The sequence below is a fragment of the Aliidiomarina sedimenti genome (assembly GCF_003986955.1).
GTDB lineage: Bacteria > Pseudomonadota > Gammaproteobacteria > Enterobacterales > Alteromonadaceae > Aliidiomarina > Aliidiomarina sedimenti.
Genome location: NZ_PIPN01000003.1, coordinates 92,226 through 110,162 on the forward strand (window position 1 = coordinate 92,226; position 17,937 = coordinate 110,162).

At 53.3% G+C, this 17,937-nt stretch carries 19 protein-coding genes; 1 reads left to right on the plus strand and 18 read right to left on the minus strand.

The window, feature by feature from the left end; all coding sequences use genetic code 11:
- Nucleotides 1-22: 22 nt before the first annotated feature.
- From CWE12_RS07420 to folE2, 7 genes are all read right to left on the minus strand, one after another.
- The gene (locus CWE12_RS07420) at nucleotides 23-1,378 is read right to left on the minus strand and encodes an NAD(P)/FAD-dependent oxidoreductase (RefSeq protein WP_126789068.1); all 1,356 of its coding nucleotides are present in this window, start codon (nucleotides 1,376-1,378) and stop codon (nucleotides 23-25) included.
- A gap of 7 nt (nucleotides 1,379-1,385) precedes the next feature.
- Nucleotides 1,386-1,976, minus strand: coding sequence for a GNAT family N-acetyltransferase (locus CWE12_RS07425; RefSeq protein ID WP_126789069.1), 591 nt, complete (start codon nucleotides 1,974-1,976; stop codon nucleotides 1,386-1,388).
- Nucleotides 1,977-1,999: 23 nt separating this feature from the next.
- Nucleotides 2,000-3,373, minus strand: coding sequence for an adenosylhomocysteinase (gene ahcY / locus CWE12_RS07430; protein ID WP_126789070.1), 1,374 nt, complete (start codon nucleotides 3,371-3,373; stop codon nucleotides 2,000-2,002).
- A gap of 14 nt (nucleotides 3,374-3,387) precedes the next feature.
- Nucleotides 3,388-4,413 carry an adenosine kinase gene (locus CWE12_RS07435; protein ID WP_126789071.1) on the minus strand — a complete coding sequence of 342 codons (1,026 nt, stop codon included), beginning with the start codon at nucleotides 4,411-4,413 and terminating at the stop codon, nucleotides 3,388-3,390.
- A 78-nt stretch (nucleotides 4,414-4,491) separates the two neighbouring features.
- Nucleotides 4,492-5,448, minus strand: coding sequence for a cobalamin biosynthesis protein CobD/CbiB (locus tag CWE12_RS07440; RefSeq protein WP_126789072.1), 957 nt, complete (start codon nucleotides 5,446-5,448; stop codon nucleotides 4,492-4,494).
- Nucleotides 5,420-5,983 carry a DUF2726 domain-containing protein gene (locus CWE12_RS07445; protein ID WP_126789073.1) on the minus strand — a complete coding sequence of 188 codons (564 nt, stop codon included), beginning with the start codon at nucleotides 5,981-5,983 and terminating at the stop codon, nucleotides 5,420-5,422. Before CWE12_RS07445 ends, CWE12_RS07440 begins: the two co-directional genes overlap by 29 nt.
- A 162-nt stretch (nucleotides 5,984-6,145) precedes the next feature.
- Nucleotides 6,146-7,072, minus strand: a complete 927-nt coding sequence (gene folE2 / locus CWE12_RS07450) for a GTP cyclohydrolase FolE2 (RefSeq protein WP_126789074.1) — start codon at nucleotides 7,070-7,072, stop codon at nucleotides 6,146-6,148.
- A gap of 190 nt (nucleotides 7,073-7,262) precedes the next feature.
- On the opposite strand from folE2, the gene CWE12_RS07455 reads away from it, so the two are divergent.
- Nucleotides 7,263-7,622: an Hpt domain-containing protein gene (locus tag CWE12_RS07455; protein WP_126789075.1), complete on the plus strand. Its 360-nt coding sequence runs from the start codon at nucleotides 7,263-7,265 to the stop codon at nucleotides 7,620-7,622.
- Nucleotides 7,623-7,686: 64 nt separating this feature from the next.
- Here the strand turns inward: CWE12_RS07455 and arcA are convergent, their stop codons facing one another.
- The 11 genes from arcA to CWE12_RS07510 form a co-directional block, all read right to left on the minus strand.
- A complete protein-coding gene (gene arcA / locus CWE12_RS07460; protein WP_126789076.1) occupies nucleotides 7,687-8,415 on the minus strand; it encodes a two-component system response regulator ArcA in 729 nt (242 codons plus the stop codon).
- A gap of 96 nt (nucleotides 8,416-8,511) precedes the next feature.
- Entirely contained in the window at nucleotides 8,512-10,101 is a 1,590-nt protein-coding gene (locus tag CWE12_RS07465; RefSeq protein ID WP_126789077.1) for a sensor histidine kinase, read from the minus strand.
- Entirely contained in the window at nucleotides 10,095-11,087 is a 993-nt protein-coding gene (locus CWE12_RS07470; RefSeq protein ID WP_126789078.1) for a methyltransferase, read from the minus strand. Before CWE12_RS07470 ends, CWE12_RS07465 begins: the two co-directional genes overlap by 7 nt.
- Nucleotides 11,077-12,741 (minus strand): DUF342 domain-containing protein, encoded by a 1,665-nt coding sequence (locus tag CWE12_RS07475; RefSeq protein WP_126789079.1) that lies wholly within the window; start codon nucleotides 12,739-12,741, stop codon nucleotides 11,077-11,079. The genes CWE12_RS07470 and CWE12_RS07475 overlap by 11 nt, the downstream gene beginning before the upstream one ends.
- A 64-nt stretch (nucleotides 12,742-12,805) precedes the next feature.
- Nucleotides 12,806-13,360: a hypothetical protein gene (locus CWE12_RS07480; protein WP_126789080.1), complete on the minus strand. Its 555-nt coding sequence runs from the start codon at nucleotides 13,358-13,360 to the stop codon at nucleotides 12,806-12,808.
- A complete protein-coding gene (locus CWE12_RS07485; protein ID WP_126789081.1) occupies nucleotides 13,357-13,926 on the minus strand; it encodes a FlgO family outer membrane protein in 570 nt (189 codons plus the stop codon). Before CWE12_RS07485 ends, CWE12_RS07480 begins: the two co-directional genes overlap by 4 nt.
- Nucleotides 13,923-14,579, minus strand: a complete 657-nt coding sequence (locus CWE12_RS07490; protein ID WP_126789082.1) for a FlgO family outer membrane protein — start codon at nucleotides 14,577-14,579, stop codon at nucleotides 13,923-13,925. The genes CWE12_RS07485 and CWE12_RS07490 overlap by 4 nt, the downstream gene beginning before the upstream one ends.
- Nucleotides 14,580-14,638: 59 nt before the next feature.
- Complete coding sequence (locus tag CWE12_RS07495) at nucleotides 14,639-15,667, minus strand: succinylglutamate desuccinylase/aspartoacylase family protein (protein ID WP_126789083.1); 1,029 nt, start codon at nucleotides 15,665-15,667, stop codon at nucleotides 14,639-14,641.
- 28 nt (nucleotides 15,668-15,695) lie between these two features.
- Entirely contained in the window at nucleotides 15,696-16,604 is a 909-nt protein-coding gene (rimK, locus tag CWE12_RS07500) for a 30S ribosomal protein S6--L-glutamate ligase (RefSeq protein ID WP_126789084.1), read from the minus strand.
- Nucleotides 16,601-17,032, minus strand: coding sequence for an ATP-dependent zinc protease family protein (locus CWE12_RS07505; RefSeq protein ID WP_241972426.1), 432 nt, complete (start codon nucleotides 17,030-17,032; stop codon nucleotides 16,601-16,603). Before CWE12_RS07505 ends, rimK begins: the two co-directional genes overlap by 4 nt.
- A 78-nt stretch (nucleotides 17,033-17,110) precedes the next feature.
- Complete coding sequence (locus CWE12_RS07510; RefSeq protein WP_126789086.1) at nucleotides 17,111-17,935, minus strand: mechanosensitive ion channel family protein; 825 nt, start codon at nucleotides 17,933-17,935, stop codon at nucleotides 17,111-17,113.
- Nucleotides 17,936-17,937: the final 2 nt, after the last annotated feature.

Consider the following 17,937-nt stretch of genomic DNA (forward strand, 5'->3'; position numbering starts at 1 on the left):
TGCTGGTTGCTCTTTATCTCAGTTACCAGGCGTCGCGTACTCGAGCGTACCGGTAATACAGGCGCTGTCCCAAACGCCGCATGCGGGGCATCGGGAAGGAGCGGGGTGGTAACTGGTAGAAAGGCAGCGCGGCCAGCCGGTCGCCCAATGCCCGTTGAGCCAGGCGTTTGCCAGCCAGGCTGGAAAACGAAATACCTGCACCACAATACCCAAAGCTGGCGAATAAGTTGGTATCCAGTTCGCAGACTCTGGGCATGCTATCGGCGGAGACGCTAATCCACCCGCACCAGCTGTAATCCACTGCAATGCCTTTGAGCACCGGCATACTGGTATACATTGCCTGCAGCAACGCGTGCTGATATCGCGGATGGTTCGCGTCACGGCCCTGAACTGCGCCGCGGCCGCCGAAAAGAAGACGTCCATCCGGTAACAGGCGATAATAATACTTGAGTAAGCGGGTATCCATCATCAGCTCACGGTCGGTCAGGCCGATACATTCGCGTTGCCAGTCGCTTAATGGGGCAGTCACAATAATACTGGAAAGGGCGGGTAGCTGGCAGTGGCTGAGCGCGGGTAGTAACGAGCGCTGCAAATACCCATTACTGCACATCAGTACCTTGTCAGCCTGTATCTCCCCCTCGGCGGTTTGCAGCAGGTAACCGTCGCGTTTAGCTGATAAAGCGGTCACCGGGCAGCTGGTTTTAATCTGGCTACCGGCTTGTAATGCTATAGTGGCATACCCTTGTGCCAGCGCCCGTGGGTGAACTCGTGCAGCGGGCTGTTGCTGCAGTGCGCCATGAGCGTGACGCAGGCCGCCATAGCGCTGTTGCATATGAGCGCTATCCAGGTAGCGTCGCGGCCAGGCGGCAGCGTTGTCAGCAAGCGCTCGCAAGGCAGCAGCATGGGCGGGAGTATGGGCAACCCGCACATAGCTCGCCGACTGCCAGTCACACTCGATTTGGTGCGCTTTCACCAGGGACTCGACATGCCTCACACCCTGGTTAAATTCATGCAGAACATTGTCGGCGCACTCAGCCCCATAGTGACGACGGTAGTCGTGCAGGCTCAGGCGTCCGCTGGATGGCAGGACGAAACCAGCATTACGGCTACTGCAACCAGCAGCGACGTCCCCAGCTTCGAGTACGACCACCTGATGACCGCGCTGGCTTAGTTCTATCGCAGCGTTTAAGCCGGTATAGCCAGCGCCGACAACAACGAACTCGGCATGCTGCGGCAATCTGCTGCAGGGAATCCCGGTGCTACCAGGGGCACCTGTCAGCGGACCGTTATGCTGCCAGTAACTGCTGATATCGCGGTCATGGTTGCGTGGTGTAGTCGGGCTGCAAAGTGGGTCATAGACTGCATAGGGGCTGGCCATAAGTGGGTCAGGCGAGATTTATCTTGCTGAATGGGAGGACCATTTCGGCCGCGATACAACGACAGATCCCATCGCAAACCGGGCAATAGTAACCGTCTTCAATTGAGGCCAGATACCAGCGGTCCGGGTAGTCGTCAATAAGTTCGCCGCCGCACCGGGAGAAGTACTCAAAGGCACTGTTGTTCGGGCTTTGGCGCCAGATATGCGCAAGACCCGCTTTGCAGCCTAATGCAGACGCTTCAATGATGGAATGCTGGAGCAGACTTTTGCCAATGCCTAAGCCCTGGAAGTCCTGGTCGATAGCCGCACACTTGAAGTAACACATCCGGGTCGGCTCGACCGGCCATTCGCTGGGTGAACAATAGTCGTCAATCGGCCAGTTGCCAGGAGCAAAAGTGAGCCGCAGACCGACCAGTTTATCATCGGCAAAGGCCAGCCAGTGCAGATTGCGACCGTCTTTCTGACCGCGCGCAAAATACTCCGCGACGTTTGTTTCGGTAAGGTAGTTGTCACCATGCACTTTGTTTCCCAATACAATAACGGCGGCAAAATCTGCCGCCGTCATGGGTCGAAAGTGCAGACAAGGTTGACTTGTCATACAGTCTCCGTAGTTAGCTATGCTTAGTAACGGTACGCATCCGTTTTAAATGGACCATCTACACTGACATGAATGTAGCTTGCCTGCTCTTTGGTCAAACGGGTCATGGTACCGCCGAACCCTTCTACCATATAGCGCGCTACTTCTTCGTCAAGCTGTTTAGGCAGGACTTTGACTGACAGCGCGTTCTGCTTGTCTGCATCGCTCATGTCGGCAAATTTTTGCTCGAACAGATCCATTTGTGCCAGTACCTGGTTAGCAAAGGAACCGTCCATAATACGGCTAGGGTGTCCGGTTGCATTCCCCAGGTTAACCAGGCGACCTTCCGCTAACAGGATCAGGTAGTCGTCATCAGACTCTGAGCGGAAGACCTGATGAACCTGTGGCTTCACTTCATCCCAACGCCAGCTTTTGCGCATGTACGCAGTGTCAATTTCATTGTCGAAGTGACCAATGTTACAAACCACAGCACCTTTTTTAAGGCCAGCCAGCATGTAACGGTCACAGACATTGAAGTTACCCGTGGTGGTAACCAGCAAGTCGGTATTTAGCAGCAGGTCGCTATTCAGGTTGCTGCCATCGCCGTGATTTTCACCGTTAATATATGGTGAGACCACTTCATATCCGTCCATGCAGGCCTGCATAGCGCAAATCGGGTCGATCTCTGCGACTTTTACAATCATGCCTTCCTGACGCAGGCTGGCAGCAGAGCCTTTACCCACGTCGCCATAACCAATGACCAGTGCCTTTTTACCGGACAACAGGTGATCAGTGGCACGCTTGATAGCGTCGTTAAGCGAGTGACGGCAACCGTATTTGTTGTCATTTTTCGATTTAGTGACTGAGTCATTAACGTTAATCGCTGGTACTTTCAAGGTGCCTTTTTCAAGCATCTCCAGTAAACGGTGAACCCCTGTGGTGGTCTCTTCGGTAATACCATGAACCTTGTCCAGCATTTGTGGGTACTGGTCGTGGATAAGCAGGGTCAGATCGCCGCCGTCATCCAGGATCATGTTGGCATCCCACAATTCACCGTCTTTCTTACAGGTTTGTTCTAAACACCAGACGTATTCGTCTTCGGTTTCGCCTTTCCAGGCAAATACCGGAACGCCAGCGGCGGCCATCGCTGCAGCAGCGTGATCCTGGGTAGAGAAAATATTGCACGATGACCAGCGTACTTCAGCGCCAAGCTCGAGTAAGGTTTCGATCAAGACTGCGGTTTGAATCGTCATGTGAATACAACCGATAATACGGGCACCGGCTAATGGCTTGCTGGCGGCATATTTACGGCGAATCGCCATCAGCGCCGGCATTTCTGATTCGGCAATGGCGATTTCTTTACGGCCGTAATCGGCCAAAGAAATATCTGCTACTTTGTAATCGGTCTGTTCAGTCATTAGTACCTTCCTGCTTATGCATTTACGGCTGCAGCGTCAGGCTGCAAACCTAATTCGTCTAAAATAGCCTGCTGAGTGCCGGGCTCCAGGCGCGGTCCGTAATTGCTGACTACCTCAGCGGCAGAGCGGCTCGCCAGCGTACCGGCTTGTGCTGCACCCAGCCCTTGGGTAATTGCGTACAAATACGCACCTGCAAACATGTCACCGGCGCCGTTGGTGTCGATGGCTTTTACTTTAAAGCCCGGTACTTGTACGCGTTTATCGGCTTCTCCGATCACAGCGCCGGCAGGCCCACGGGTAATTACTACCTGTTTGGCAAAGCGCAATAAATGCTGCATCGCACTGTCGAAATCGGTGGTGTCTGTGTATTCAAGCGCTTCGTCTTCATTGCAGAATAGCAGGTCGACGCCGGGTTGAAGAAACTCCTGCAACCCTTCTTTGAAGTACTTCACCATGGACGAGTCGGAGAACGTCAGGGCGATTTTAGTGCCATGGCTCTCTGCCATCTGGCGCGCTTCCTGAACCGCATGGCGGGCGATTTCTGAGGTCGCCAGGTAGCCTTCGATGTAGAGGTACTCAGATTCACTGATTTTATCCAGTTCGAGTTCCTCGACCGAGAAATCAATGGTAATACCAAGGTGGGTGCACATAGTGCGCTCAGCATCCGGCGTCACCATCACTACGCATTTACCGGTTAAGCCGTCGTTGTCCTGTGCTTTAAGGTGCGTATTGACCCCCGCACTCTCAAGATCGTGACGATAAAATGCCCCGGCTTCGTCGTTAGCTACCTTGCAGCAGTAGAATGCATTGCCGCCGAACTGACTGAGTGCAACCAGACTATTGGCTGCTGAGCCGCCACCGGCACGCTTTTCCAACTCAAATTTTTTGTTTAACTGAGTCAGTAAGTCATCCTGTTGCGATTCGTCGAGCAACGTCATAATGCTTTTTTCCAGGCTTTGCTCAGCAAGGAAGTCGTCTGTGACCTTGTATTCCTGATCGACCAGGGCGTTACCAAGACCAATGACATGGTATTTCTTCATGGGTAATAAATCCGAACGACATTAAGGCAGGCATTATATATGAACATGGCGTCGGGATCGATGCCATGTTCAGTTAGATCAGGTGGCAAGCAGTCCAATCAGAAATAACGGGCTTACCAGCATCCAGGCCACCCACTGGCAACGGGTCAGAATACCAGGCAGGCGTTTTGAATGGTGCGGCTCTGGCTCGGGTCCAGGGGTAAACCTGGGCCGGTGCTGCCGCTGATCATCGAGTTTGATGGCGCCGCCCATGGTGCATTTTAAGCGCACCGCCAGTGCGCGCCAAAGTCGGCCATCCTGTTTGTGCATGTGACTTTGCGGGGCAAAGCGCCATGGCAAGATGTTGCCGCCAAGCAGACTGCGAACCGCCAGTAAGAGCCATAGCAAGACACTGGCAGGCCAGGCAAAGCCCCGCATTAGCCAGTTAACAGCAAAGCCAAAATCACGCCAGCGCTTTTGCATCACGGGCCAGGCCTGGCTAAGTTCGAAGAGCATGCGGTACGCCAGTGCCGCCAGCGGACCGCCGATGATAAACCAGCATAACGTTGCCAGCCAGCCAAGCATGAGCTGGCGGCTGAGGTACTCCATTGCCGCTTTTCGCAGACCGAGTTCGGACAACGGCGTGAGGTCACGCGCAAGATAGCGGGCCAGGCGCTCTCGGGCTAACTGCTTTTGACCTTTAGCCAGTGCCTGCTGCACTTGCCGGTAATCGCTGAAGGCACGGCCACTATGTAAGCAGAGCAGCAATACGAGAGCTTCAAACAGCCAGTCCAGTTCGGCAACCCAGTAGATAACGGCGGCTATCGCCAGCCAGGGCAGAGTCAGTGACAGGGTAGCCATCAGCCCGGAAATGCGTTGTTGTGAGCGACTATTGTCCGGTCGGTGCACCTTGCGAGCCATGCCGGCAGCTAGCTGATGAAGGAGAAAGAATGGGTGTGCGGAGCGTGGGAGCGGCAAAAACCGCTCCAGCCCCACTACAAATGTGAGTAACAGCCAGTAATAAAACTCAGGCTGCCATTGGGGCAGAGTGGCCATCGGCACCACGCATTTTCGGACGTGCAGCGCGCACAAAGTCAGACTGGTTGAGTTTGGACAGAATAAAGCGACCCAGCTCGTCAGCACGATAGCCTGATTTAGCCTTAAAGCGAAGGAAAGGTACACCGGCGGCCGTCAGGGAGTTCTTCAGGAACCAGTTACGTTTAGCCTGGTGTTGATTGCTTTCTGCCGCTTCGAGCTCGATTACCGCCACTACACGCATACCGTTGAGACGGTCACAGAGCACATAATCCAGCATCCGGTTCGCCACCTTGCCGTGTGCTTCACGTTTAGCCGCGCGTGACAGCCCTTTGTCCCGTACGCTCACCACGTCGCCCAGGCGAACTTTGGTGAAGACACGGTACTGGTCGCCCAGCCCACGCTCAAGCAGACTCAGGAACTGCTCTTCTGTTGCAGAGAAGAATGTCTCCTGACGCTTCTGATAAGGGTAAGGCGAGTAACGCTCCGTCAGACGCGAAGCCAAGACCGCCACCAATACTAAAACCGCGATAAAACCAATTAGCACAAATTCCATTGAACACCTCGTTCAAAAACCATTAACTGTTCTGTAAGGTTTTAATGCAAACAAGGTGCCAGGTTTCATTAGCAGTGGGGAATATAATTGAAACTGGGGGCGGCGGACCCTGGCGCTTGTATAAGGCAGTCCGATGCCTTATACCAGCCGCAGCCAGGGCGGCTAACGCGGGGAGTAGCCGTTGGGGATGCCTTTGGTGGTGATACTTACCGCGTCGTGGGCGTGCAACGATTCATAATGGTTGATGCGGATCCAGAAGTCGCGAATGTGGGCATTCTGATTCAGGGTGTGTTTGACGCGGCGAGCGGCGTCTTCACAGAACATCAGGTTTTGTCCGTTAAGACGGGCAAATTCCTGTTCATCTTCACGTTTGACCGCCGCCTGAACCGGTGTTTTCAGCGTGTTCTCGATGGCATCAATTAACTCTTCGATCGGCAAGTCGTTATGCTCAGCCTGCAACTTCACTTTAATATCGGCAATAGAACGCTGACTGTGGGGCGTCGCTGGCACACCCTCGGTGGTGCCGAGCCAGGCCAGCACTGATTCTTTGTCCATGCTGTCATCATCAAAACGTTGGTTAAACGCATCCTGAATTAGCTGGCGGGCTAATGCTGCTGAGCACGGGCAGGTAGACGAGTAGGGCACGGCAACGCCAAGCTCTATATCCAGGCCCTGGTCACTTAATATGGCCTGCAAGGTAACCGGGTAGGCTTTCCAACCCTGTTTTTTGCTAATCAGCGACTTGCGGCGTAAATGGTAGTCGAAATGGAAACGCACCATGGCCTGCGAACTGAGATCCGCATGGCTGCTGATAAACGTTTTCAGCAGGGTGTGCAGCTGCGCAGGCTGAAGACTGCCGCTTGCGGACAACTCGTCGACTGCCAGGTAAAGGCGTGACATATGGATACCTTTGGCTTGAGAGTCGTCGAGACTGACAAACGCATCTACCTTAGCGCTGACCTGACGGTCTGGCTGACCAGGGACGGTAACCAGCAGTGGCATTTCGATATTGCTCATGCCAACCCAGTCCAGCGTCCCCATCGTTTGGGCACTGTCTTGATTAGCTATATCTGGCATTGAGGTCGGCATGCAATTACTACTCCGCGTGTTGGCTGTCAAAATGGTTGGTGTCAAAATACAAATTGACGGGATATTATATCTGACTTGTGCTGTTTATTTAACTACCGTTGCTTATTAAGCAACCAGCGACCGGCCAATTTGTAAATTCTTATACGCGAGCATACGTATTTTGGATTGAAAGCCCAAGACGGAAAAACAAATGACCTTTATTAATAAATTCGAATCATTAGATGAAGAACTGCTCTCACAATACCATGAGCTGCTGGGCGAAGAGGGTTTAACCCAGAGCCTGGATACCTTTGCCCGTTTAATGCCAGAGTATATAGTTGAGCTTGAGCGCTTCGCACTGGCTGAAGAAGAGGATGACTTTCGACGTCAGGCACATAAAGTAAAAGGCGGCTGTCGTTCGCTAGGCTTCGCCCGCTTAGGTGCACTGATGCAGTATCTGGAAAAAGACCACTGGCAGTGGCCGGAAGTCCCTGCTCTTATTGCTGATGCCCGGCAATGGTTAGCCGAAGACCAGGAGACCGCCCGGCAGTGGCTGAAAGCAAAAAGCTGAGCAGGGTAGCTCAGCTTTTTCGTTATATTCTGGTCAGTCGTCGTTGTCAGTTATTGCCTGAGTGTTATTGGGACACTTCAACCCGGACGTCACCGACAAAACGGTAACCTTCACCATGAATGGTGGTGATTAGGTTAGGTGTTTCAGGGTGCGATTCGAAATGACGGCGAATACGACGGATAGCAACATCAACGGTACGGTCATTGGGGCGCAACTCGCGGTCCAGCATTTTACGTACCAGGGTTTCACGGTCGTGAATTTTACCCGGTTGGGTCAGAAACAGCTCCATCGCACGGTATTCACTTTTCGGCAGGCGGAACATTTTCTTATCCGGTGAATACAGGCAGCGGCTATCGCAATCCAATACCCAGCCATTGAAGTGGAACTCGCGTGAGCCTTCCACTTTAGGTTCGCTAGGTTGCTGACTATGTTGAATGCGGCGATACAGGTTACGCACCCGAATAGTCAGTTCTTTCGGGTTGTAAGGCTTAATCAGGTAATCGTCAGCGCCAAGTTCTAACGCAAGCAGACGGTCTTCGTCACTATCGCGACCGGTCAGGAAGACCAGCCCGATGTTGTTCTGTTCGCGTAAGGATTCAGCCAGTTCAAGGCCGCTCTGGCCTGGTAAGTTGACGTCCATGATGATGAGGTCAACAGGCTGCTGCGCCATAATGTGTTCCATTTGCTTGCCATCCGCAGCGTCAAAAACTTCATAACCTTCCTGCTGGAAGAGGCGGGTCAGAGTCTGTCGGGTGACGACTTCATCTTCAACGATAAGAAGTTTGGCGCTCATAGTTAAGTCCTGTCTTTAAACGATTTAGCAAACATAAGGAAGATCAAGTTGTAAGGATAAGTTTTTTAACGGGTTGATTGCAAGTATTTGCACGGTTTAAGCTGAATTTACTAGTTCCAACGGACAGTTAATGATGACCTCAAAGCCTTCGTCCGGAGCGCTGACGCAGTTTATAGTGCCGTTTAAGGTGTGGGTGACTAAATTGTAAACCAGGTGCATACCCAGGCCGCTATTGCCGTGACCACGTTTACTGGTAATAAAGGGGTCGAAAATACGCCGCAAAATATCGGCCGGGACACCACAGCCATTGTCTTTGTAGCGTACTTGCAGATGCCCGTTTTGATTTTGTAAGTAAATATCAACCTGGCCGCTGTCTTTACCTGCAAAGCCATGAATCACTGAGTTTTCCAGCAAACTACTAATAAGTTGTTGCCACACACCTACTTTCAGCTTTACCAGCTCAGGGATGTCACTGTGAATGGTGACCTCAAGTTTTCTGGCGTCAGTGATATAGGCTCGGGCGCTGGTAACAATATCTTCCATTAACTGGCTAAGTTCAACGTCAGTCGCCGTTTCGCCAGCATGCTCAATAGCCAGTTTTTTAAAGTTATTAATCAGCTCAACCGCGCGGTCCAGGTTTCGCTGCAGGATCTGCATCTGCTCATGGGCTTCGTCGGTACGTATTGGCTGCTCACGCAGGCTGTCTTCTACCATCGATGCGGCAGTTACCGCGAGGCCAAGCGGGGTATTAATCTCATGCGATATACCGGCCACCAGCTCGGATAACGACGACATTTTTTGTGCTTCAACCTGACGTCCCTGGTGTTGGTGCAGCTGCTCCAGGGTTTCGAGCAGTTCCTGATTGGCATTGCGCAGCGCGTTGGTGCGTTCCTGTACTTGCTGCTCAAGTTCAGCGTTAAGTTGCTGTGCCGCGGCTTCGGACTTGTCATGTTGGCGGATGTACTGCTGGATACGCTCGAGCACGGTATTGAAATTGTGGGCAATTAGGTCGAATTCTGAAAACTGGCCGTTGGGCGCGCGGATACTGTAATCCCGCGTTCGTGCTACGTCCCGGGTTGCCATGATCAGGCGGCGTAATGGCCGTCCGAAATAGTGACTGACCAGACTGGCGAGCAACAAAGAGAGCAGGGCTGCAAACAGGATTGCGCCAACGGCAGTGACTCCGGCTTGCCGTAACACTTGCTGAAGCGGTTGTATGCTGGTCCGGACGAACACATACCCGCGTGGGTCCTGGTCACCGTTTGCGGCTGATTGTAAGGCGACCACGGGAACCATGATATCAATGCCGTTGCTGGTCAAATGCGGGCTTTGCAGGGCGTTAATCGAATCCTGACGCGCCGCTATTGGCTGAATACCCGCGCGGTTGTAGCTGGTGAGGAAGTTTAGTTGCCCCTCGTCGTCGTAAAGGTAGACATGAGCGTTGAGAATAAACCGGGTTTCATTTAGCAAGCTGGAAAACGACTGGGCGAAGTCCTCATTATGATGAATCAGTTGTTGGTTTACGCTGATTGCCAGGGCCTTGCTATAGTCCTCAGTTCGTTCCAGCATTGTGCCGCGGGCCTGCAGGTAATTAACCCAGGTATAACCTGCGAGCGCCAGGCCGGTGCTGAGGCAGGTGACGCACAGCGTCGTTACCAGAAAGCTTTTGCGCAACGAATTCAACATGGCTGACTGGCCTCAAGAATATGAAAGCGACCATTGTTGACGATTTCTCGTACGTTGCGGAATTGTTCACGAAGCAGTTCCGGGTAGCCGAGGAAGTTATTTGCCACCAGAAGTAAACGACCACTGGCGGTCAGATGGGCCGGTACCGAGCGAATGAAGTCGCGGGCGATGCTGTAGTCGGTGCGTTGTCCGGTATGAAAAGGCGGGTTGCTGATAATCCAGTCGAACCTGCCCTCGATCTGATCTAATCCGTCACTGGCGACAATCTGACTGTCTGCTGGCTTGACCTGACTAAGCGTCTGTTTACACGCTTCGATGGCAAATGCATTGACATCGCTTGCGCTAATATGGGTGATGCCAGGGAACCGGGTGGCAATGCTCGCAGCCAGAACTCCGCTGCCACAGGCAAAGTCGAGGACCTTACCCTGCATTTCCGCGGGAAAGTGTTGCAGTAACAGCGCGGTGCCGGCATCCAGTTTTTGTTCGCTGAAGACCCCGGGCAGGTTCACCACCGTGATCTCTGGCTGGTTTAACTGATAGATGGAGCGGTAATCCGCCAGTTCAAAGTGGCCGGCTTTGGCGTCTTTGAGCTGAGTACGGTAGAGCAGGCAATGGTTACCACTGGCGATTTTTTGCGCCGGATGCCAGTCGTCACCGAGTTGCTTGGCCAGTGCTTTAATACCACTTTTGTTGCCGCCTACCAGATAGAGCGTATCGCTTGGAACCAGGCTGTGGGCCAGGTTTGCCAGCAGCATCCGCGCCAGATTCTTTTCTTTCGGAACATACAGCACGGTCGCTGACGCCCGTTGCTGAAGCACAGCGCCAAACTGATGGGTTGGCAATGCATAACGATGCCAGAGATTGAAATAATAAAAATGGGCGAGGCATTTGGCCTCGCGTGCTAAGGCGTCCGGGGCGTTTACCAGCAAGGTCTCGTGGTCGACCAGCTGGTGACGCAGCAAAAGCTGACTGCTGTTATCCAACATATTGGTAACTGAAGCTCCCGTTCTTCAGAATAAGCGATGAAGGACCCCGGTTTTCATCAATCCGTTTGGTTTCATAGTCACTGTGAAAGACCACGCCGGAGTACAGGACACGGTTTGCATGGACCACGATCATCTGGCGCTCAGGCGCACGTTTCTGCAGCTCCTGAACCTGAATACGCAGTACGGTGGCATTGCGACGGTGATTTTCCAGCTTTTGATCGAGGGTATGCAGAAACTTTTTCAGTGGCGCCGCTTCGAGTCGGTAGCGGGCCCGATCGCGGGCGCGGCTGAAGCGCTTAATCAGGATAAGCTCTGCCTTTAATTCAGCTGCCAGACGTGACTTGTCAGCAAGGTACTCGGGATCGGCTTTGGGTGACTGCAAAACCACGTGGGTTTTGGTGCCAGCGGGGGCGCCAATTTGCCCCGCGTAAATATGGTTCGCGGCGTCTACGGTACCGCCGATTAATTTACCGCGCGCTTCTTTACCTTCGCCGCCAAGGCAAATCGACCCACCAGAGACAACGTGACAATGGGTTAACTGTTTGTCGACGATGACCCCGGTTTCACCATGCAAGGTTGCGTATTGTGAGTAAGAAACCCAAAGCGAGCCTTTGGCAGTGACCTGAGCAGAATGTTCAGGTACATCGCTGACCTCATGCCCCTCGTCGTGGGCTTCAGATTGTTGTCCAATAACACCTTTGGTGATGGTGACGTTGCCGCCAGCTTCAATAATGGCCGAGTCAACATAGCCCGATACCGTGACATCACCTCCGGCGACGACTTTCATGCCGGGGCCGACGTTGCCATTAATGATAACGGACCCTTCGTAACTAACGTGACCAGTGGTGGCGTCGACTTTGCGCATGGTCAGCACATCATCCACATGGGCTGCATTGTCAATCAGCCTGGGTAACCCCTGCCGCGCGGCGATCAGTATCATGGGGTCGTCTTCTTTAACTTCGGTGCCGTTTCCGGCGTGCAGATCGCGGTTCTTGCCGGGGATTGGCGGGGTCGCCACACCTTTTACGGTGAACCCTGGACTGCCAGGGGTGGGGGATATTTTACGCAGCAGCGGAGTGCCTGGTTCAACACTAATAATTTCACCAAGATCGCGCATATCGACCTTGTTACCGTCCACTTCCTGCGGTTGCAGAACACGTTCGCGGGCATCCATGGTGAGTGCCTCAAAACGCGCGTCGTCGCCGTCAATAGGAGGGCGGCCGCGTGCTATTAGCAAGGTCAGTGAGGTCCCGGGTTCGCCATTCATACTATGTAAGACGAGTTTTTCCATGGCCTGGCGGCGAATACCTGAGGTGATACCCTCGGCGCGCAAGGTTTTCAGGATTTGATTCATGGTCAGGGCCGCACCGCCCTGAGGCGCAATCACCTCGGCGTGGGCCTGCATCTGGTCGTCACTCAGTTGCAAGGTTATCGAGGCAGGCAAACACTGGCCAATACGGATCAGCGAGTCGTCATGCTCGGTCAGGTGCTGACAGGCATTTATGAATGCATTGTCGTCGAGAACGCAGTGACGCATATCGGATTGCTGAAACAGGGTATCCAGCGATTTACTATTCAGGCTGGCACGCTCTGCGGTACTGTCCAGAGACAGGTACAGGTTTTGATCGGTAAGCACGAAATCGATGCCTTTCATGATCCACCCACTGACAAAATTATAATTATTTTTTAAGCGGGCTCTGTGAGCACGCTGCGCGTTGTCATTCTTTGTTGGTATCGTCCTGGTGACTGATCAGCCCTTGCATAACGAGTTGTTTTGCACGCTCAAAATCGAATGCCTGCAGTGCCAATTCGATATCTGCGAGGTCGTCGTCCGGCCAGTGAGCAGCATCGCAAGATGCCCAGGAATTCAACAATGTTACTGCGCTTAAGTTATGCTGTTCAAGCTTTTGTAACAACTCCTTCGTCAATGAAGTAGTTTTTACTGCATGACTACGGCTATTTAACTGTGCCTGAATCTGCTCCAGAGTATCTTGTGCCAGCTCAAGCAACTGCAGGCTTTGACCGGCTGAAGGCAGGGGCGCTGGAGGTGCCAGCGAAGTCGCCAGGTCAGCTAATGGGCGAGCACCACAGGCTGGTGCGGTGCTTTTCCAGTTATGAGCGAGTTCCTGCGCCTGTTCACTGGTCAGGGCCTCGCTGCTGAGCAAAGCAGCATGTTGTTGGACGAAGCTTTCTAAAACAGAACGATACAGTGTCTGCTTGTGCTGACAGATCCTCAGCCCGTAGTCGACGTCGAGCAACGGGCTGGAGGTCATCTCGCAACCAGCTCCACCCCTTGCTCTGAACGCAGTTGCTCAACCAGTGCACGAGGTACAGTAACTTCCGCCGTGGCTGCGACTATCTGGCTGTCGAATTCAATCAGGCGTGCATTAATCGTGATACCGTCGCTGCGATCCACCGCCGTGGCCGCAAGAATATAATCCGCTGACTGCAATTCACGTAATTCAAGGTAGTTGCGGCTCAGTGCAAAATCGCCTTGCTGAGTGACCCGAATACCATCCGTCAGCTTAAAATCAATCACATGCATATGGTGGCTATGCAACTCGGCGGCCAGGTTCTCCTGCAACTGCAACGCCAGCAGGCTGCCATGGTCAAGGTTGCCTTCGAGCCATGCCGGTGTGGTAACCGCGATGCGCTGTCCGCCACGCACATACTTTCCCGAGTCCATTAACTGAGTACTCAGTTGATGTGCATAGTCGCGAATCGACTCAGGTTGAGGCTGACTCGCTACAGGTTGTGGAAACTGACTGCAAGCGCCCAACACCAGGCTGAATAGTGCAGCGACAAACAGCTGACGGGCTCTGTTAGTAAAGTTGATCATCGGCGAGCTCCTTGGTTAAACATCGTGCGCTGTCGCTGAGTGCGCGACTGCGCCGCTTCGGCTGGGACCGCTTCACGGTATAAACGTCCCTGACGCAGCTCACTTTGCTGGCCACTGCCATGCAGAGCGCTCCAGGGGAAAAAGTGGGTCGCTGCGCTGTGCACACTGTTATCGGCCAGTGCCACCAGGCGTATATTGACCAGTAAGCCACCACTCACTTCGCTGTATGTACCGGTGAGGAAGTAATCCAGATGTTGGCGGGTACTCAATTCCTGCAGTTCGCGACTCAGCATCAGTTCCTGATTGTCTTCCAGTCTAAGTTGCTGGCTGGTGCGGTATTCAATCACCTGTGCACCGCGTTGAGTCACGGCTCCAATTAAGCCTTCCTGGATCTGCTGCACCATAACCCGGTCCTGGCCGTCGCCTTGCTGGCGAAGGTCCTGAACCGGCACCAAGCTGCCCACCGCTATACGTCGCGGCGCCGCTGAACGGCGCGAGTGGGTGCTGAACAGGGAGGCAGCAAGCTCTTCAGTATGAGTTTGCAGGCTGCGATCATTGTGACTGGCGACCGGCGTAGGGCTGGCGCATGAACTGATCAGTAAGGCAGTCGCAACCACCGCCAGATAGCGAAAGCCAGAACGTGCAAATGACATGATAATCCTCAATGCATTAACTGCGAATACTCAAGCTATCGGCGCCAACTGCATTCTCTTTAATCGTTTAGTGGTGCGGGTTGATTCGGATAGGCCTCAACAAAGGTGTCTACCATGGCGGTTGCCAGTGGTGCTTCATTGCTGTCAAAGCAGGCAAGGTGAAACAGGGCTTCTCCTTCGTTGGTCACCGGAATATTGCTGGCGCCGATAATAATGCCGCTGACGGCAGCTTTAACTTCACTGGTGTTGCCACCGTGGGGCGGCGCTATCTGGGCAATAATTTGTCCACGACTGACGGTTTGTCCGAGGTCGGCGAGCTTAATGACCAGTCCATCGCTGTCACTGCGCATCCACAGCGAGCGCAGCGCCCACACCGGCTTGACCTTTTTGCGGGTGCGCCGGCCTTTGAGCATTTTCAGCATTTTCAGCACATTCGTCACGCCATTCACGCCGGCGTCAATGGCGGTGTAGTCGAAACGCAGTGCTTCACCGGCTTCATACAGGATCAGCGGGATGTTGAGTTCAGCGGCCAGGGCGCGGAGCGACCCGTCGCGGTCTTTGGCGTTTAAAATCACTGGGCAGTTAAAGGCTTCAGCCATCAAACAGGCCTCAGCGTTGTCCATGTTAACGCGGATTTGCGGCAGGTTGCTGCGGTGAATCGCGCCAGTGTGCAGGTCAATAATATGGCTCGCACGCTGGACCAGCTGGGTATTGAACAAATAGGCCAGCCGGCTCCCCAGGGCACCACGTTCGGACCCGGGGAAACAGCGGTTGAGATCGCGACGGTCCGGCAGGTAGCGGGACTGCTGAATAAAACCGAACATGTTGACCACCGGCACTACCATCAGGGTGCCGTGCAGCTTGGTCGGGTCGACCTGAGCGGCGACCCGACGGCAGATTTCGATACCGTTCATCTCGTCGCCATGAATAGCGGCACAGACTAATACCACCGGGCCTTTCTTAACCCCATGCATGACTTCAACATGCAGATCTAAGGGGGCGTCGTTATAAAGCCGGGCGGCTGGCAGGTGAATACTGGCGCGGCTGCCTGGCGCAATAAAATGGTCATGCAGTTGAAACGCTTTCATCTAACCGCCTTCTGATTGCGTGGATTGATTAGCCTTTGCCCTTGGTGCGGGTGCGATTGGCTTTGTCAGCATTTTTTTCGATGAAGCTAATAATCTGTGCCGCCACATCTTTATCGGTCGCTGTTTCGATGCCTTCGAGGCCAGGTGAACTATTCACTTCCATGACTAATGGACCGTGGTTGGAGCGCAGTAAATCGACACCAGCAACGCTTAGACCCATGGTTTTCGCTGCTTTCACTGCAGTGGCACGCTCAGATGCAGTGAGCTTAACCAGCGTCGCGCTGCCACCGCGGTGCAGGTTGGAGCGGAATTCACCGGGTTTAGCCTGGCGTTTCATGGCGGCAATGACGCGGTCACCAATCACTAAGCAACGTAAATCGGCACCGCCGGCTTCCTTGATATATTCCTGCACCATAAAGTGAGCGTTCAGGCCCATAAAGGCCTCAATTACGCTTTCTGCGGCCTTACGGGTTTCCGCCAGTACCACGCCAATCCCCTGAGTGCCTTCCAGTAGTTTTATCACTAAGGGGCTACCACCGACCATGTCGATCAAATCAGGGATGTCGCTTGGCTTACTGGCAAACCCGGTCACGGGCAAGCCAATGCCTTTGCGTGACAACAATTGCAGTGAGCGCAATTTGTCGCGGCTGCGGCTAATTGCGACCGATTCATTAAGCGGGTAAACCCCCATCATTTCAAACTGGCGCAACACCGCAGCACCGTAGAAGGTGATCGAGGCGCCAATGCGCGGAATGATAGCGTCGAACTCAGGGAGCTCTTTACCACGCATGTGAATGCTGGGTTCTTTAGCATTAATGTTCATATAACAACGCAGCGGATCCAGTACCACCATTTCGTGGTTGCGGGCTTCGCCGGCTTCAATCAGGCGGCGCGTCGAATAGAGATTCTTGTTACGCGATAAAATTCCAATTCTCATTTCAGTTCCCCGGTTAAATAGGAGGCTTGCGGGTCGACCAGATAACGGCCATTCATAGCCTGGCGACCGAGTAGCATTCTAAACTTCATGGTGTCACGATTTGTTAGTGTTAGCTCGACTTTAAAGGCGTTCCCACCAATCACCAGTGTAGTCTCGATCACGTAACGTGTCTCACGGTGTCCTCCGGAGTCAGTGACAGCTCGCTGGTCTTTAATCCTCGCTTCGCACATGTGCTCTTCGTTGCTGCCCTGGCGAGGGTGGACCCATATTCGTAACCATTGTTCACCGTTCTTTTCAAATGGTTCGAGCTGGAAAGCATGCAAACAGGAGGTTTTCGCCCCGGTGTCTACTTTCATTTTGATATTGGTGATACCCAGATCAGGCAAAGCGCCCCATTCGCGCCAGCCCAGAGTTGTAGTTGCTGCCACTGTTTTCTCCTGTGTGATTAGCACTGCTAACGCCATTCCGTGTTAGACCAGTGTTTGGCGTTGAGCCAGCGGTTGTCATTAAGGGTAGGGCATCCGGTAGGAACTGTCTTGCCCCTGAACCACGCTTGGGGTTTGCGTGATGACAACGCCGGCATTTTGCATAGCAGGCAGCATTAAATCAATCAGTTTTGAGCGGGCATCAAAAAAACCCTCAGTTTGAGTCCAGACCGACCACTGTACTTGTAAACCAAGTACGCCTATTCCTAAACGAAATAAATCAGGTTCTGGATCACGAAGGAAGTCGGTATGGGGCTGGATTAGCCGGGTCAGAATGTCTTCAAGCTGAACACAGTCGGTGCCCAGATCGACCCAGAAATTAAGGTCTATCCGGCGGATCTGAAACTTGGCGAAATTGATCACGTGACCTTTTATCAGGTCATCATTGGGAACCCGAACGTAGAGGTTGTCGAAGGTGCGAATTTTAATCGCCAGCCAGTCAATGCTGACGACTTCACCGCGGGTTGCATTGACGGCTATGACGTCACCAACTTTGAAACTTTTTTCGCCAAGTAAAAACAGGCCACTAATAAAGTTTGAGGTCGATGCTTGCGACGCAAAACCTATGGCCACCGACAGCACACCGGCTACGGCTAGCAGTACACCGCTATGAAAACCGAGTTCACTGAGCGCAATCAGGACGAAAATAAAGACAATGCTGTAAGACATCGCCCGACGAAACAGAATAGCCTTGTGCGGGCTGGTATGCGTATCGACGTACTTGCGCATACCGTGGATCAGAATATTACGCAGCACAATACCGAGCAACAGGTAGCCCAGAGCGCGTAACCAGGCACCGCCATCAGCGCCTTGCAGGGGTTGCAGAACTTGTTGAAGAATATCCACGC

Bases quoted from the DNA above. Each gene is read 5' to 3' on its own strand.
- CWE12_RS07420 (WP_126789068.1), bottom strand. From the start codon at position 1,378: ATGGCCAGCCCCTATGCAGTCTATGACCCACTTTGCAGCCCGACTACA.
- CWE12_RS07425 (WP_126789069.1), bottom strand. From the start codon at position 1,976: ATGACAAGTCAACCTTGTCTGCACTTTCGACCCATGACGGCGGCAGAT.
- ahcY (WP_126789070.1), bottom strand. From the start codon at position 3,373: ATGACTGAACAGACCGATTACAAAGTAGCAGATATTTCTTTGGCCGAT.
- CWE12_RS07435 (WP_126789071.1), bottom strand. From the start codon at position 4,413: ATGAAGAAATACCATGTCATTGGTCTTGGTAACGCCCTGGTCGATCAG.
- CWE12_RS07440 (WP_126789072.1), bottom strand. From the start codon at position 5,448: ATGGCCACTCTGCCCCAATGGCAGCCTGAGTTTTATTACTGGCTGTTA.
- CWE12_RS07445 (WP_126789073.1), bottom strand. From the start codon at position 5,983: ATGGAATTTGTGCTAATTGGTTTTATCGCGGTTTTAGTATTGGTGGCG.
- folE2 (WP_126789074.1), bottom strand. From the start codon at position 7,072: ATGCCGACCTCAATGCCAGATATAGCTAATCAAGACAGTGCCCAAACG.
- CWE12_RS07455 (WP_126789075.1), top strand. From the start codon at position 7,263: ATGACCTTTATTAATAAATTCGAATCATTAGATGAAGAACTGCTCTCA.
- arcA (WP_126789076.1), bottom strand. From the start codon at position 8,415: ATGAGCGCCAAACTTCTTATCGTTGAAGATGAAGTCGTCACCCGACAG.
- CWE12_RS07465 (WP_126789077.1), bottom strand. From the start codon at position 10,101: ATGTTGAATTCGTTGCGCAAAAGCTTTCTGGTAACGACGCTGTGCGTC.
- CWE12_RS07470 (WP_126789078.1), bottom strand. From the start codon at position 11,087: ATGTTGGATAACAGCAGTCAGCTTTTGCTGCGTCACCAGCTGGTCGAC.
- CWE12_RS07475 (WP_126789079.1), bottom strand. From the start codon at position 12,741: ATGAAAGGCATCGATTTCGTGCTTACCGATCAAAACCTGTACCTGTCT.
- CWE12_RS07480 (WP_126789080.1), bottom strand. From the start codon at position 13,360: ATGACCTCCAGCCCGTTGCTCGACGTCGACTACGGGCTGAGGATCTGT.
- CWE12_RS07485 (WP_126789081.1), bottom strand. From the start codon at position 13,926: ATGATCAACTTTACTAACAGAGCCCGTCAGCTGTTTGTCGCTGCACTA.
- CWE12_RS07490 (WP_126789082.1), bottom strand. From the start codon at position 14,579: ATGTCATTTGCACGTTCTGGCTTTCGCTATCTGGCGGTGGTTGCGACT.
- CWE12_RS07495 (WP_126789083.1), bottom strand. From the start codon at position 15,667: ATGAAAGCGTTTCAACTGCATGACCATTTTATTGCGCCAGGCAGCCGC.
- rimK (WP_126789084.1), bottom strand. From the start codon at position 16,604: ATGAGAATTGGAATTTTATCGCGTAACAAGAATCTCTATTCGACGCGC.